Annotated in this window: 14 protein-coding genes and 1 riboswitch; of the genes, 7 read left to right on the top strand and 7 right to left on the bottom strand. The window is 70.4% G+C overall.

Annotated features, from left to right (window positions below):
- Positions 1-23 precede the first annotated feature (23 nt).
- A complete protein-coding gene (locus DN824_RS18730; RefSeq protein ID WP_138409880.1) occupies positions 24-803 on the top strand; it encodes a TSUP family transporter in 780 nt (259 codons plus the stop codon).
- 4 nt (positions 804-807) lie between these two features.
- Here DN824_RS18730 and DN824_RS18725 read toward each other — a convergent pair whose 3' ends face one another.
- Genes DN824_RS18725 through cbiE form a run of 4 tightly spaced genes read right to left on the bottom strand, consistent with a single transcriptional unit; the run spans position 808 to position 4,646 of the window.
- The gene (locus DN824_RS18725; RefSeq protein WP_138409868.1) at positions 808-1,536 is read right to left on the bottom strand and encodes a (2Fe-2S) ferredoxin domain-containing protein; all 729 of its coding nucleotides are present in this window, start codon (positions 1,534-1,536) and stop codon (positions 808-810) included.
- 60 nt (positions 1,537-1,596) lie between these two features.
- Entirely contained in the window at positions 1,597-2,313 is a 717-nt protein-coding gene (locus DN824_RS18720) for a cobalt-precorrin-6A reductase (protein ID WP_138409867.1), read from the bottom strand.
- Positions 2,310-3,407 carry a cobalt-precorrin-5B (C(1))-methyltransferase gene (locus DN824_RS18715; RefSeq protein WP_138409866.1) on the bottom strand — a complete coding sequence of 366 codons (1,098 nt, stop codon included), beginning with the start codon at positions 3,405-3,407 and terminating at the stop codon, positions 2,310-2,312. The genes DN824_RS18720 and DN824_RS18715 overlap by 4 nt, the downstream gene beginning before the upstream one ends.
- 36 nt (positions 3,408-3,443) lie before the next feature.
- Positions 3,444-4,646 carry a precorrin-6y C5,15-methyltransferase (decarboxylating) subunit CbiE gene (cbiE, locus tag DN824_RS18710; protein ID WP_138409865.1) on the bottom strand — a complete coding sequence of 401 codons (1,203 nt, stop codon included), beginning with the start codon at positions 4,644-4,646 and terminating at the stop codon, positions 3,444-3,446.
- 63 nt (positions 4,647-4,709) lie between these two features.
- Positions 4,710-4,911: riboswitch (cobalamin riboswitch) on the top strand.
- A gap of 115 nt (positions 4,912-5,026) precedes the next feature.
- On the opposite strand from cbiE, the gene cobG reads away from it, so the two are divergent.
- The 4 genes from cobG to cobJ all read left to right on the top strand — a co-directional run bounded on the left by cobG (position 5,027) and on the right by cobJ (position 9,581).
- On the top strand, positions 5,027-6,337 hold the full coding sequence (gene cobG, locus DN824_RS18705) for a precorrin-3B synthase (protein ID WP_138409879.1): 1,311 nt from the start codon (positions 5,027-5,029) through the stop codon (positions 6,335-6,337).
- Positions 6,334-6,960 carry a precorrin-8X methylmutase gene (locus DN824_RS18700; protein WP_138409864.1) on the top strand — a complete coding sequence of 209 codons (627 nt, stop codon included), beginning with the start codon at positions 6,334-6,336 and terminating at the stop codon, positions 6,958-6,960. Before cobG ends, DN824_RS18700 begins: the two co-directional genes overlap by 4 nt.
- Positions 6,957-7,700 (top strand): precorrin-2 C(20)-methyltransferase, encoded by a 744-nt coding sequence (locus tag DN824_RS18695; RefSeq protein ID WP_138409863.1) that lies wholly within the window; start codon positions 6,957-6,959, stop codon positions 7,698-7,700. Before DN824_RS18700 ends, DN824_RS18695 begins: the two co-directional genes overlap by 4 nt.
- Before the next feature lie 225 nt (positions 7,701-7,925).
- On the top strand, positions 7,926-9,581 hold the full coding sequence (cobJ, locus tag DN824_RS18690) for a precorrin-3B C(17)-methyltransferase (protein WP_138409862.1): 1,656 nt from the start codon (positions 7,926-7,928) through the stop codon (positions 9,579-9,581).
- A 28-nt stretch (positions 9,582-9,609) separates the two neighbouring features.
- On the opposite strand, the gene DN824_RS18685 is transcribed toward cobJ, so the two are convergent.
- Complete coding sequence (locus tag DN824_RS18685; protein WP_241666737.1) at positions 9,610-9,999, bottom strand: ester cyclase; 390 nt, start codon at positions 9,997-9,999, stop codon at positions 9,610-9,612.
- Positions 10,000-10,151: 152 nt separating this feature from the next.
- On the opposite strand from DN824_RS18685, the gene DN824_RS18680 reads away from it, so the two are divergent.
- Complete coding sequence (locus tag DN824_RS18680) at positions 10,152-10,637, top strand: GNAT family N-acetyltransferase (RefSeq protein ID WP_138409860.1); 486 nt, start codon at positions 10,152-10,154, stop codon at positions 10,635-10,637.
- Between the two features lie 41 nt (positions 10,638-10,678).
- Here the strand turns inward: DN824_RS18680 and DN824_RS18675 are convergent, their stop codons facing one another.
- A complete protein-coding gene (locus DN824_RS18675) occupies positions 10,679-11,437 on the bottom strand; it encodes a vWA domain-containing protein (RefSeq protein WP_138409859.1) in 759 nt (252 codons plus the stop codon).
- Entirely contained in the window at positions 11,362-12,369 is a 1,008-nt protein-coding gene (locus DN824_RS18670) for a magnesium chelatase ATPase subunit I (RefSeq protein WP_138409858.1), read from the bottom strand. Before DN824_RS18670 ends, DN824_RS18675 begins: the two co-directional genes overlap by 76 nt.
- A gap of 564 nt (positions 12,370-12,933) precedes the next feature.
- Between DN824_RS18670 and DN824_RS18665 the strand changes: the two genes are divergently transcribed.
- Positions 12,934-14,025, top strand: coding sequence for a 3-deoxy-7-phosphoheptulonate synthase (locus tag DN824_RS18665; RefSeq protein ID WP_138409857.1), 1,092 nt, complete (start codon positions 12,934-12,936; stop codon positions 14,023-14,025).
- The last annotated feature ends 92 nt before the right edge of the window (positions 14,026-14,117 follow it).

Genomic DNA, 14,117 nt, shown 5'->3' with positions numbered 1-14,117 from the left:
CCTGCCCCGAGTTTCCCATGCCACTGCCGCTGGACCTGGCGATCGATCCCGCCATTCTGCTTGCCCTTGCCTGCGTCGCCTTTCTCGCCGGATTCATCGATGCCATCGCCGGAGGCGGCGGCCTGCTGACCGTACCCGCCCTGCTCACCGCCGGCCTGCCGCCCCATCTGGTGCTGGGCACCAACAAGCTCAGCTCGACCTTCGGTGCCGCGACCGCCAGCTACACCTTCTATCGCCGCAAGCTGTTCGACCCCAGGCAATGGCGCAACGGCCTCGTCGCCACGCTGATCGGAGCGCTGATCGGGGCCATCGTCGCGCACTGGCTGCCGGCCGAATGGCTGAACAAGATGCTGCCGGTGGTGGTGTTCGGCTGCGGCCTCTACCTGCTGTTCGGCAAGACCCCGGACGCCCCGCTCAATGCCGACGCCCCCATCCCGCGCCGCCGGCAGTGGCCCCAGGGCCTGGGCCTGGGCTTCTACGACGGCGTGGCCGGCCCCGGCACGGGCGCCTTCTGGACGGTCAGCAGCCTGCTGATGTATCCGCTGGACCTGGTGCGCGCCAGCGGCGTGGCCCGCAGCATGAACTTCGTCAGCAACGCCGCCGCGCTGGTGGTGTTCATCGCCTTCGGCCAGGTGCAATGGGTACTGGGGCTGTGCATGGGCGTCTCGCTGATGGCCGGCGCCTACCTGGGCGCCCACACGGCGATCCGTGGCGGTTCGCGCTTCATCCGCCCGGTATTCATCTGCGTGGTGCTGGCGCTCACCGCGCGGCTGGTCTGGCAGCACTGGCTCGGCGCGGCCTGAGCCTTCAGCCGGCCGGCGGCTCCATCAGCAGCTCCGGCACCGGGCGACCGGCGATCAGCTGCTCCTCGACCAGCCGGATCACCGCGGCCTCGTCCGGCACCCGGTACCAGGCGCCCGGCGGATAGACACTCAGCGTGGGCCCCAGGTCGCAGGGAAACTGGCAGTGCGTGCGGGTGATGTGCACACCCCCGGCGCCCTCGAGGCGGCCGGCGGCGACCAGTTGCTGGCGCAGCGTCTTCCACAGTGCCAACGCCCCACGCCGCGTGCAGCGCGGCCCGTTGCACAGCAGTACGCGATAGCGGTGCGGCGGAATGCGCGACCAGTCGTGGCTGTCGGCCAGTGCCGGGACGGCCTCGCAGCCCAGATGCCGCTCGCGCAGGGCGATCAGCGCCGCCAGCCCCGCCTCGTCACGCTCCGCGCCCTGCGCCGCGACGAACACACGGTGCGGTGCGCCGAGCCGGGCCAGCTCGCCGCGCAGCCAGTCCAGGTAGGGGCTCGAACTCTGCGGCTCCATGTCCACCAGCAGCAGCGCCCCGTCATCGGCCGCCAGCGCCTCTGCGACCCGCTGCCAAAGCGCCTCGAAACCCTGGGTGGTGTCGACGATGTCAGCCAGCGCCGCCTCGCCGCGCAGCGCCACCAGTTGACGCTGGAACAGCTCGGCCAACGAGCCGTGCGACAGGTCGGGGCCCACGAAGAGGACGCGGGAATAGAACGAAGCGTTGTCGACGACCATGTGCGTGCCCGAAGCCGGAGGGCGTGACAGTCTACCGAGCGTTTGGACGAGTTGTCAGCGCTACGGCGCCAGCGCCTGCCACAACGCATCGACATCGCCGAAGGTACGATCGACCGGGGCCAGCGCCGGGCGCGCCAGGATGAGTACCGGGAGCCTGCGCTCGCGGGCGACCTGCAACTTGGGCTCGGTGGCGGTCCCGCCGCTGTTCTTGCTGATCAGCACGTCGAAGCCGCCGGCCTCGAACAGCGCCCGCTCCTGCTCCAGGCGGAACGGGCCGCGCGCGGCGATCACGCGCGCCCGCTCGTTGCCCGGATGGGGATCGAGCATGCGCAGCGTCCAGAACTGACCGTCCGGAATGCCATCCAGATGCCCGAGCGCCTCGCGGCCAAGGGTGAAGAAAGGCCGCCGATAGCCTGTCAGCGCCTGGCTCAGCGCAGGCCAGTCGGCGACTTCGCGCCAATCGTCACCGACGGCCGCCTGCCAGCCCGGCCGATGCAGCGCCCAGCACGGGATGCCGGCCTGCCGGGCGGCCCGGGCCGCGTTGGCGCTGATCTGCGCGGCGTAGGGATGGGTCACGTCGAGCAGCAAGCCGATGCCCTCGCGGCGCAGATAGTCGGCAAGCCCCTCGGCGCCGCCGAAACCGCCGACCCGCACCTCGCAGCGCAGGTCGTCCGGCACCCGGCCCAGCCCGGCCAGGCTGTAGACATGATGCGGCCCCAGGCGCCGGGCAATGGCCAGCGCATCGCCCACCCCGCCGAGCAGCAGGATGCGGGTCATGGGTCCGCTCCCGCCTGACCGACCAGATTGCCCTGGCGGTCGATCGCGAAGACCTCCAGGCGCACCTGCGGCGGAACGATGCCACGGGCGAACCGCAGCGCATGGCGACAGACCTCGTCCCCCAGGTCGATGCCCTGCGCCGCCGCCAGCGCGAGCGCCTGCTGGCTGGTATTGGCCTCGCGCATGGCCTGCTGCAGCGCCTCGTCGCCACCGAGTCCCGCGGCCCAGCCGGCCAGTTGCGGCAGGTCGATGCTGGAATGGCGGCTGTGCAGATCGAGATGGCCGGCCGCCAGCTTGCTGATCTTGCCGAAGCCGCCGCAGAGGCTGAGCCGGGCCACCGGCGCCTTGCGCAGGTGCTTGAGCACGGCGCCGGCGAAGTCGCCCATCTCGATCAGCGCGGTGTCGTCCAGGCCGTAGCGTCGGCGCATGGCGTCTTCGCTGGCATTGCCGGTGCAGGCCGCCAGGTGGGTGAAGCCGTTGGCGCGCGCGACATCGATCCCCTGATGGATCGAGGCGATGTAGGCCGCGCAGGAGAAGGGCCGCACGATGCCCGTGGTGCCGAGGATCGACAGCCCGCCGAGAATCCCGAGCCGCGGGTTCATCGTCTTGAGCGCCAGCTCCGCGCCGCCTTCGACGCCGATGGCCACCTCGAAGCCGCCGCCATAGCCCGCCTCCAGCGCCAGCTGTTCGAGGTGGCCGCCGATCATCTGCCGCGGTACCGGGTTGATCGCCGGCTCGCCGACCGCAAGCACCAGCCCGGGCCGGGTCACGGTGCCGACGCCGGGGCCTGCGAGAAAACGCACGCCGGGCTGCGGGACCAGCCGCACCCGGGCGAACACCAGCGCGCCGTGGGTGACGTCCGGGTCGTCGCCGGCATCCTTCAGCGTGCCGGCTTCGGCGCCGTCTTCCCAGGCCCGGCAGAACGTAAGACGCATCAGCACGCCCTGCCCTCGCGGCAGCACGATCCGTACCGCATCGGACGCCACGCCCTGCAGCAGCAGCCGCGCCGCCGCGAGGCTGGTGGCGGTGGCGCAGCTGCCGGTGGTGTAGCCGCTGCGCAGCGGCGCCGGCTTCTCGGGCGTTTCCTCACGCATGGCCGGAAAACCGCTGCAAAGTCATAAGCACCGGCATCATTCCTTGCGCACGTCGAGCAGCGTGATCGGCAGCGCGCTGCGCCAGGTGTCGAAGCCGCCCAGCGGTTGTGCCTGGGCGAGGCCGATACGGGTCAGCTCGCCGCCGTGGCGATCGCGCCAGTCCACCAGCCTCGCCTCGCCCTGCAGGGTGACGGCATTGGCCACCAGCCGCCCGCCGGGCACGAGCGCTTCCCAGCAGCGCTCGAGCACGCCCGGCAGGGTCACGCCGCCGCCGATGAAGATGGCATCCGGGCGTTCGAGCCCCGCCAGCGCGGCAGGCGCTGCGCCGGCGACCAGCTGCAGCCCCGGCACGCCCAGGGCATCGCGATTGCACGCGATCAGCCGCTGGCGGCTCTCGTCGGCTTCGATGGCAATGGCCCGGCAGCGCGGGTGCGCACGCATCCACTCGATGCCGATCGAGCCGCAACCGGCGCCCACGTCCCAGAGCAGCTCGCCGGGCTGAGGCGCGAGCCGCGCCAGGGTGATCGCCCGCACATCGCGCTTGGTCAGTTGGCCGTCATGGCTGAATGCGCTGTCGGCAAGGCCGGTCGTCAGCGGCAGCCGCGCCGCGTCGTCGCCCGCCAGGCATTCGATGGCGAGCAGGTTCAGTGCCTCGACCGGCGTTGGCATCCACGCCTGCGCCAGCCCGTCGATCCGCCGCTCGCGCTCCCCGCCCAGGTGTTCCAGCACGGTGATCCGGCTGGGCCCGAAGCCACGCTGGCGCAGCAGCTCGGCGACCGCGGCGGGGCTGCTGCCGTCATTGCTCAGCACCAGCAGGCGCGCGTCGGGATAGAGGTGGCGGTTGAGCAGGGCCAGCGGCCGCGCCACCAGGGACACCAGCTCGACGTCCTGCAGCGACCAGCCCATGCGCGCCGCCGCGAGCGAGACGGACGACGGCGCCGGGAACACCTGCATCTGCTCCGGCGTCACCGCACGGGTCAGGCTGGCACCGACGCCGTACAGCATCGGATCGCCACTGGCGAGCACGCACAGCGGCCGGCCCTGCCGTTCAAGCACGGGCGCCAGGGAAAACGGGCTGGGCCAGGGTTGCCGAGCGGCACGCAGGCAAGGGGGCAGCAGCGCCAGCTGGCGAGGCGCACCAACGATCAGTTCGGCATCGAGCAGCGCTCGCCGCGCGGACTTGCCGAGCCCGGCGTAACCGTCTTCCCCTATTCCCACCACTGTCAGCCACGGCGTCATGCGTGCTCCTCGTCCGCCCGGGCGGTCCCCGGTCGCGGTTGGCTTGTCCCGGCCCAAAACGGGCATAATATCGCGTTCGTCGGTGCTACATCGGGCAATGCCCCATGAGCCGAAGAGGGAACACGGGAGAATCGATTCCAACCGTGGCTGCCCCCGCAACTGTAAGCAGCGAGTTCGCCGCATTTTTGGCCACTGGATCACCGGGAAGGCCGCAGACGAACCCTGACCTGCCAGCCAGGAGACCTGCCGACGAAACTGGTCGCGAGTGCCAACATCGGGCGGGGTGTACCGATGCCGAAATCCTGTCGCCGGGGTTTCAGGTTCGGTCGCCGCGTCTCGGGTTTCCAGGTGACCGAGTGAAACATGTAACCCTATCCCCCATGCCGCCCGCCTCCGCGTGCCCGGGGCTGCTCCGCATCGTGCCGGCCCTCGACGGCGGCATCTGCCGGGTCAAGCTGGCCTGCGGCCAACTCGGCGTGGCCCAGGCCTACAGCATCGCCGATGCCGCGACGCTCTGCGCCAGCGGCGTGCTCGAGCTGACCAACCGCAGCAACCTGCAGATCCGTGGCGTGCGCTCCGAGGACAGGGAGCGCCTGATCGACCGCCTGCTCGCCGCCGGCCTCGGCCCCCGGGACGCGGCCGCCGACGATGTGCGCAACCTGCTGGTCAGCCCCGCCTTCGGCCTCGACGAGACCGCCCTGCTGGATATCGCGCCGCTGGCCGGGCAATTGCTCGAGCATCTGCAGAGCCGCCCGGCCTTTCGCCAGTTGTCGCCCAAATTCGCCCTGCAGCTCGACGGCGGCGAACGCCTGGCCGTGCTCGATCACCCGCACGACCTCTGGTTGTCGGCCGTGCCGATGGGCCAGGAAATCGGATTCGCCTTCGGTCTCGCCGGCTGCCCGACCGACACGCCGTTGGGAGTGGTCCCGGCCGATGCGGTACTGGCGCTGGTGGATGCCGTGCTGGAGAGCTTCATCGAACTGGCCCGGCCACCGCAGACGCGCATGCGCCACCTGCTCGCCACGGTGCCCGCGACAGCCTTGATGGCGCGCCTGCAGGCACGTCTCGGCGCCTCGCTCACCGTTCCCACCGTCCAGGCGCCGCGCTGCGAGGCCGTCGGGCGCGTACCACTCGGGGTCATCCGGCAACGCCAGCCGCAGCTGCGCATGATCGGCGCGGCACCCACGCTGGGGCGGATGACCGCCGAACAGCTGCGCGCCGTGGCCGATGTCGCCGCTTCCCATGGCGACGGCACCCTGCGCCTGACGCCCTGGCAGAGCCTGCTGCTGCCCAACGTTCCCGACGCGCTGACCACCGAAGCGGCCCGGCAACTGGCCAACCTGGGCCTGCACCTGGCAGATGACGAACCGCTGACCCACCTGGTGGCCTGCACCGGTGCCGCGGGCTGCGCCAAGGGCCAGGCGGACACCAAGGCCGACGCCTTGAAGCTCGCCGACCACCTGCGCCAGAGCCGTGCCCGCCCCGACGTGCACCTGAGCGGGTGCGCACGCGCCTGCTCGAGCCCGCAGGTCGCGACCTATACGCTGCTGGCACTGCCCGACGGCCGCTACCAGCTGTTCCACCGCGAGCCGGGAGCGGCCGGCTTCGGCGAAGTCCTGGCCCCCGCGCTCACCATCGACGAGGTCGCCGAATGGTTCGCCGACCGCTCCGATCCAGGAACCCATCAATGATCGACTACATCCGCGACGGCCAGGAGATCTACCGCAACTCCTTCGCCATCATCCGCGCCGAGGCCGACCTGTCCGGCATTCCCGCCGACCTCGAGAAACTCGCGGTCCGGGTGATCCACGCCTGCGGCATGGTCGATGTGGTCGAGGACCTGCGCTTCTCGTCGGGCGCCGGCCGCGCCGGCCGCGAGGCCCTGCAGCGAGGCGCGGCGATTCTCTGCGACGCGCGGATGGTGGCCGAAGGCGTCACGCGCGCCCGTTTGCCGGCGGACAACCCGGTAATCTGCACCCTGCACGACGAACAGGTCCCAGCGCTGGCCAAAACCATGGGCAACACCCGCTCGGCCGCCGCGCTGGAGCGCTGGCGCGAGCACCTGGCCGGCAGCGTGGTGGTGATCGGCAACGCGCCCACCGCACTGTTTCATCTGCTGGACATGCTCGACACCGGCGCGCCCAAACCCGCGCTGATCATCGGCATGCCGGTCGGGTTCGTCGGCGCGGCCGAATCCAAGGACATGCTCGCCGCCGACAGCCGCGGCGTGCCCTTCGTGATCGTCCAGGGCCGGCGCGGCGGCAGCGCCATGGCGGCCGCCGCGGTCAACGCCCTGGCCACGGAGATCGAATGATGCGCGGACGTCTGCTCGGCCTGGGTGTCGGCCCCGGCGATCCGGAACTGATCACCCTCAAGGCGCTGCGCCTGCTGCGCGCAGCCCCGGTGGTCGCCTACTTCGTGGCCAAGGCCAAGGCCAACCGCGGCCAGGGCGGCAACGCCTTCGCCATCATCGAGGCGCACCTCGACGAGGCTCAGCAGCGCATGCCGCTGGTCTATCCGGTGACCACCGAAGCCCTGGCGCCGCCGCTGTCCTACGAGGACGTGATCAGCGACTTCTATGACACCTGCGCAGTGAAGATCGCCGCCAAGCTGGATGCCGGCCGCGACGTCGCGGTGATCTGCGAGGGCGATCCGCTGTTCTACGGCTCCTACATGTACCTGCACGACCGCCTGGCCGGCCGCTACGAGGTCGAGGTGGTGCCCGGCGTCTGCTCGATGCTTGGCTGCGCCTCGGTGCTGGGCACCCCGCTGGTCTACCGCAACCAGTCGCTCAGCGTGCTGTCCGGCGTGCTCGACGAAGCCGAACTCGAACACCGGCTGCGCGAGGCCGAGGCCGCCGTGGTGATGAAACTGGGGCGCAACTTCGACAAGGTCCGCCGGGTGCTGCGCAAGCTGGGCCTCGATGGGCGCGCCCACTACGTCGAGCGCGCCACCATGGCCGAGCAGAAGATCGTGCCGCTGGACGAGGTGGAGCCGATGTCCTCCCCCTATTTTTCGATGATCCTGGTGCCGGGCGAACCATGGCGCGGATGACGAACCGGCACCACCTTCATCGGGAAGCCCCTGCCGAAGCGGCAGGGCCCCGGTCCGTGGCGAATCGCGGTCAAGACCACTCCCACGACAGCAAGGCGATGCGGTGGGGAGCGGTCGGGGACGCCTGGTCTTGACCGCGGAAAGGCCTCCAGAACATCTCGGCCCTCCCACCACTAGCCGATGATCTAAACCATCAGCCCCCACCCGGCTGCAAGAGAAGCATCCATGAACCCTGCCATCGTCATTCTCGGCACCTCCGCCCTGCCCGCTGCGCGACGCGTACAGGCGCTTTATCCGCAGGCGCGAATCCACGGCCTTGAGGGTCGTGTCGAAACGGCCGACCGCCACTATCAGGACTTCGGCGAGACCCTGCGCGCCCTGTACCGCGCAGGGCAGCCGTTGATCGTGCTCTGCGCGGCCGGCATCGTCATCCGTGCCCTGGCGCCCCTGCTGACGGAAAAAGGCGCCGAACCACCGGTGCTGGCCCTCGCCGAAGACGGCAGCACCGTGGTTCCGCTGCTCGGCGGACTGGCCGGCGTCAACCGCCTGGCCCGCGAACTCGCCGCCCACCTGGGCGTGGCGCCGGCCATCACCACCAGCGGTGAACTGCGCTTCGGCACTTGCCTCTTGGAGCCGCCACAGGGCTACGTGCTCGCCGACCTGCAGCAGGGCAAGCGCTTCGTCTCCGACCTGCTCGGCGGCCAGACGGTACGCATCGAGGGGTCGGCGCCCTGGCTGGAGACAGCGTCACTGCCGCGGGAGAACGATGCGACCCGGGTCATCCACATCAGCCCGCAGCGCCGCACGATGCGACGCGACGAGCTGTTGATCCACCCGCAACAGGTTGCGGCGCTTGTCGTCAGGCCTGGCGCCGATCTGCCGGCCCGGCTTCACCGCGCTTTGGAGGATGCGGACCTCGCGCCACAATCGCTGGCGTGTCTGCTCGCCGAGGCCCGCTGGATGGCCGACGCCGGACTGCACGACGCCGCCGCCCAACTCGGACTGCCGCTGCGCTTCGTCGACGGAGAAGCCGGCCTCCCCCCACCTCACGCCGAGGGCGAAGGTTTGAGGTTGCTGCTGGCCGATCAGCCGCTGGACCCGGATCGACTCGGCCGCCGACGCGGTCGCCTGAGCGTGGTCGGCCTCGGCCCCGGCGCCGCCGACCTGATGACACCCGCCGTTCGCCAGGCCCTGGACGAGGCCGAGGACGTGCTCGGCTATGCCACCTATGTCGACATGGCCGGCCCGTTCCGCCCGGACCAGCTGCGGCATGCCAGCGACAACCGCGAAGAGCTGCAGCGCGCCCGCCATGCCTTCGAACTGGCGGCACAAGGGCGCCGGGTGGCGGTGGTGTCGTCCGGCGATCCGGGGGTATTCGCCATGGCCGCGGCCGTGCTCGAAGCCCTCGAAGGCGACGACGACCCGCGCTGGCACGCCGTCGAGCTACAGATACTGCCCGGCGTCTCCGCGGCCCTGGCCGCCGCCGCCCGCGCCGGCGCGCCGCTGGGCCACGACTTCTGCATGATCTCGCTTTCGGACAACCTCAAGCCCTGGACCCAGATCGAGAAACGCCTCGACCACGCCGGCGCGGCGGACCTGGCGATGGCCTTCTACAACCCCATCTCCCGGGCGCGGCCCTGGCAGCTGGGACGCGCCCTGGAGATCGTCCGCCGCCACCGCGGCCCCGAGACCCTGGTCGTGCTCGGTCGCGACGTCGCCCGCCCCGCCGAATCCCTGCAGGTCCTCACCCTGGGCGAACTCACGCCGTCCATGGTGGACATGCGCACCCTGGTGATCGTCGGCTCCAGCCAGACCCGCCGCTTCGCCCGTGCCGACGGCGGGCAATGGGTCTACACGCCCAGGTGGTATCCGCAGGATTGAGGCCGCGGGCGCCGATGCCCGCATCGCATCACGCGAGCTGCGCCTCGATGGCGGCCTTGTCGATGACGGACCAGACGTTGCGAATCCGGCCCTGCTGGACCTCGTAGAACACGTTCTCGGCAAAACGGACCCGCTTGCCGTTGACCGGCAGACCGAACAGCTCGCCGACCGGCGTGCAATCGAAGCACAGCCGGGCGGCGACCTGCGGAGGCTCGACGACCAGCCGATCGATGACGAAACGCAAGTCCGGGATGGCGCGAAAATCGCCTTCGAGCATGTCCCGGTAGCCCGACAGTCCGACTCGCTGGCCGTTGTAATGGACGTCCTCGGCTACGAACTGGCCGAGTGCGAGCCAGTCCTGTCGATTGAGGCAGTCGAGATAGCCACGGTAGAAATCGGAGAGTGCCTGGGTATTCACGGATGCCTCCTCGTTGAAGAGCGGTTCGGGTTGGATGCGCTGCCGACTCGGCAGTAGAGCACGCGGTCGCTGGGTTCGTTCGCGGCCCGGTGGCTGCGGTGGCATGCGCTAGACTCGCGCCTCGCCCACCCGTCATCAAGGAATTCTCCCGCGTGCCCAGCCCTGCCATTCGCCCCGCCAGCCCCGACGACTGCGGCCTGATCCTCGAGCTCATCACCGATCTGGCCCGCTACGAGAAAGCCGAACACGAAGTGCTCGCCAGTGCCGATGACATCCACCGTTCGCTGTTCGGCGACGAGCCCGCCGCCAACGCGCTGATCTGCGAGATAGACGGAGCCGCCGTGGGCTTCGCGGTGTACTTCGTCAGCTACTCGACCTGGCTCGGCAAGCCCGGCCTGTACCTGGAAGACCTCTATGTGAAACCGGAACACCGTGGCTCGGGTGCCGGCAAGGCACTGCTGCGCGAGCTCGCCGCACTGGCGGTGGCCAAGGGTTATGGCCGCTTCGAGTGGAGCGTGCTGGACTGGAACGAGCCGGCCATCCGCTTCTACCAGAGCATCGGCGCCGAACCCCAGGCCGAATGGGTCCGCTACCGCCTGGATGGCGAAGCCTTGCAGCGTTTTGCCAACGGCGGCTGAGGCCACGGCGTCCTGTTGAACAGGTTCGAACCGCTGGAGACTCACCAACCCGCCTGAGGCCTGGCCGGTGCGAGATCCTCGAGGTGCCGGTATTCGGCGCCCAGCGCCTCGGCCAGTTGCCGGGCGCGCCCCAGGCGGATCGGCGCCAACTCGATGTCCACCAGCAGCGTCGGGCATGGGCTCGCGGACAGCCCCGGCCAGTCGCGCAGGCGACCGTCGGTGAGGATCAGCTGGCGCTTATGCTCGGACGGTTTGAGGCGTTGTCGGCGCTGGACCCATTCATGGGCCAGCTGCAATGCGCGAATCAGCGGCGTTCCGCCACCCGCTCCAAGCCCATCCAGCCAGCGCCGCAATTGGCCGGACGCCTTCTGTCCCTGCACGTGCCAGCGCGGCTCGGCGCCCTGGGCATCGAGCACGGCGAGCCGCGCGCGCTGGCGGTAGGCCTGATCGACGAGTTCTGCCAGGAGGCCCTTGGCCTGCGTCAGTGCCCCGCCTCGGGCGGTCGACCCCGAGGCATCGACGATGATCACCCAGAGTTCGGCGGGCCGGGCGCCGCGTGGCCGTCGTTGCAGGTCGGCCAGCGTGCGCGGGCGCCCGCCGAGCAGCGTCGCCGGCCAGTCGACCGCACCGCGCTCACCGGTACGCCGCGCGCCGCTGCGAACGCCCGATTGGGGGCCAGGCCTGGGTAACGCATCCGCACTCCTTGGCGTGCGTGGGCGGATGCTCAGGGCTTTTTTGGCCAGCGTGGCGGCTCGCGGCGCTCGCCGATGCGCTGCGGCCGGGGTGGCAGCTCGCCCCATTGGCCTTCGCCCTGGCTCGGGTCCTGCGCATCGGTGCCCTGTCCGGCCTGGGGCGGTGGCGGCGGCTGCATGGCGGGCGCCGGATCGCGGCGGCGATGGCGCAGTACCAATGGCTCCACGGCGTCGATGTCCTGCTGTTCGATCTCGCGACCACCGCGCCACGCCGCGTGGGCACGCGCGGCGCGCAGCCAGACCAGGTCGGCGCGCAGGCCATCGACGCCGGCGGCGAAACAGCGATGGGTGATCTCAGCCAGCGCCGCATCGCTCAGGGGAACGTGAGCAAGCCTGTCACGCGCGGCGAGACAGCGCTGGGTCAGCGCGTCCTGCACCTCGCGCCAGGCTTCGACGAACCCCTGCGGGTCGGCATCGAACGCCAGCCGCCGCCGCACGATCTCGGCACGCTCGGCCGGCGCCGGCTGGCCGTCCAGCGCGAGGTTCAGGCCGAAGCGATCGAGCAGTTGCGGGCGCAACTCGCCCTCCTCGGCGTTCATGGTGCCGATCAGGACGAAGCGCGCCGGATGGCGGTGGGAAATGCCGTCGCGCTCGACGTGATTGACGCCGCTGGCCGCAGCATCGAGCAGCAGGTCGACCAGATGGTCGGGCAGCAGGTTGACCTCATCCACATAGAGCACGCCCCCGTCGGCCTTTGCCAGCAGACCGGGCGAGAAGGCGGCACGCCCCTCGCCGAGGGCGGTGTCCAGGTCCAGCGTGCCGACGATGCGCTCCTCGCTCGCCCCCAGCGGCAGGGTGACGAACGGCCCGCCGGGCAACAGGCCCGCCAGGCCCCGCGCCAGAGTGGACTTGGCCATGCCGCGCGGGCCTTCGATCAGCAGCCCGCCGATTGCCGGATCCACCGCCACCAGGCACAGCGCCCGCTTCAGCGCATCGGCACCGACGACGGCGGCGAGGGGAAAATGAGGCGTGTCGGTCATGGCGGCATCCGGCGGTGGGCAAAGGCGCCATTGTAGGGCAGCGCGGCGCCGCCCACCGAGGTCAATCGCCGCAACGGGCGCCGGGGCGCGCAAAAACAGCGGTTGAACCGTCGCGGCCGATGGATTACCTTCGAAACCCTCTCAACGGAGCTTTCCATGTCGTCGTCCCCTTCCCTGTCCCGTCCTCGCCTCGGTGCCCCTCGCACCGCGATCGCGCGTGGCCAGGCACTCGTGGCGGCCGTGGGTTATTGCTTTTATGGGTATTGGTTTAGCCAAAGGCGCGCCTGATACCCCACAGGCGCCCTAGCAAGACAGGGTCGCCACCAGACAGTTTCTCGAAACCCCCGGTCGGCAACCCGACCGGGGGTTTCTTTTTTTTTTTACGGCTGAAAAGCCACCGCAACCGAGGATCCGAGCATGACCGCCTACAACCGCTACTACGCCTATTACCGCTACGACTGGCGATTTACCCAGGGCAGCCCTGCCCATGCACTCAATCGAACATCCCATCGCCCCAGATAGCGAGCCGCGCGCGGATGACCGCGCAGGCCCAAGGAAGCCATCATGTCCGTAGCCGCAACCACCCGTTCCGCCCAGAAGCCCGCCACCGATCTGCACCTGGTCGTCCCGCCGACCCGCCGCCAGACCCAGCCCCTGCCAAGCGCCGCCCAGTTGCGCGAGCAGCTCCCGCTGACACCGCACCTCGCCCGCCAGGTCCAGCAACAGCGTCACGCCATCCGCGCCATCCTCGACGGCCACGATCCGCGCCTGCTGGTGGTGGTCGGGCCCTGCTCGCTGCATGACGAAAAGGCCGTGCTGGAATATGCCGAGCGCCTGGCCGCACTGAGCCAGCGCGTGGGCGACCGCTTGCTGCTGGTGATGCGTGCCTACGTGGAGAAGCCGCGCACCACGGTGGGCTGGAAAGGCCTGGTCTACGATCCGGCGCTCGACGGCAGCGGTGACATGGCCGAGGGGCTGCGCCTGTCGCGCCAGCTGATGCTGAAGCTGCTGGAGCGGGGCCTGCCGCTGGCCACCGAACTGCTGCAGCCGATGCTGGCCGGCTACTTCGACGACCTGCTCGGCTGGGCTGCGATCGGCGCACGGACCAGCGAATCGCAGGTGCATCGCGAACTGGTCAGCGGGCTGGATCTGCCGGTGGGGTTCAAGAACGGCACCGATGGCAGCCTCGGCATCGCCTGCGACGCCATGCGCTCGGCGGCCCATGCACACCAGCATTTCGGCGTGGACGGCCAGGGCCGCCCGGCGCTGGTCCAGACCGGCGGCAATCCGGACACCCACCTGGTATTGCGCGGCGGCCACGCCGGTCCGAACCATGACGCGGCCAGCATCGCCCGGGCCCGCGCCGAACTGGAACGCCAGGGGATCGAGCCGAAGATCATGGTCGACTGCAGCCACGCCAACAGCGGCAAGAATCCGCAGCGTCAACCCGAGGTGCTGCGCAACGTGCTCGACCAGCGCCTGGCCGGCGACGGCTCGCTGCGCGCGGTCATGCTCGAGAGCCACCTGTTCGACGGCGCCCAGAGCCTGGGCGGCGAGCTGCGCTACGGCGTGTCGATCACCGATGCATGCCTTGGCTGGGCAGGCACCGAACGCCTGCTGGTGGAGGCGGCCGTGCGCATGCGGCATCTGGTATAGCGATCGGGAAGGCGGCGCGGCGAGCGGCGCTTCGCGGTCGAGACTGGGCGTCCCCGACCGCTCCCACAGAGGACCTGGCTCGCCCCGGAATG

Origin of the sequence: Stutzerimonas nosocomialis (assembly GCF_005876855.1) — a bacterium.
GTDB lineage: Bacteria > Pseudomonadota > Gammaproteobacteria > Pseudomonadales > Pseudomonadaceae > Stutzerimonas > Stutzerimonas nosocomialis.
Note: the sequence above shows the minus strand (reverse complement) of the source record. Positions and strands in the feature narration are given on the sequence as shown.

Coding starts and splice junctions, on each gene's coding strand:
- DN824_RS18725 (WP_138409868.1), bottom strand. CDS start 1,536: ATGGTCGTCGACAACGCTTCGTTCTATTCCCGCGTCCTCTTCGTGGGC.
- DN824_RS18720 (WP_138409867.1), bottom strand. CDS start 2,313: ATGACCCGCATCCTGCTGCTCGGCGGGGTGGGCGATGCGCTGGCCATT.
- DN824_RS18715 (WP_138409866.1), bottom strand. CDS start 3,407: ATGCGTGAGGAAACGCCCGAGAAGCCGGCGCCGCTGCGCAGCGGCTAC.
- cbiE (WP_138409865.1), bottom strand. CDS start 4,646: ATGACGCCGTGGCTGACAGTGGTGGGAATAGGGGAAGACGGTTACGCC.
- cobG (WP_138409879.1), top strand. CDS start 5,027: ATGCCGCCCGCCTCCGCGTGCCCGGGGCTGCTCCGCATCGTGCCGGCC.
- DN824_RS18700 (WP_138409864.1), top strand. CDS start 6,334: ATGATCGACTACATCCGCGACGGCCAGGAGATCTACCGCAACTCCTTC.
- DN824_RS18695 (WP_138409863.1), top strand. CDS start 6,957: ATGATGCGCGGACGTCTGCTCGGCCTGGGTGTCGGCCCCGGCGATCCG.
- cobJ (WP_138409862.1), top strand. CDS start 7,926: ATGAACCCTGCCATCGTCATTCTCGGCACCTCCGCCCTGCCCGCTGCG.
- DN824_RS18675 (WP_138409859.1), bottom strand. CDS start 11,437: ATGGGGCGAGCTGCCACCCCGGCCGCAGCGCATCGGCGAGCGCCGCGA.
- DN824_RS18670 (WP_138409858.1), bottom strand. CDS start 12,369: ATGACCGACACGCCTCATTTTCCCCTCGCCGCCGTCGTCGGTGCCGAT.
- DN824_RS18665 (WP_138409857.1), top strand. CDS start 12,934: ATGTCCGTAGCCGCAACCACCCGTTCCGCCCAGAAGCCCGCCACCGAT.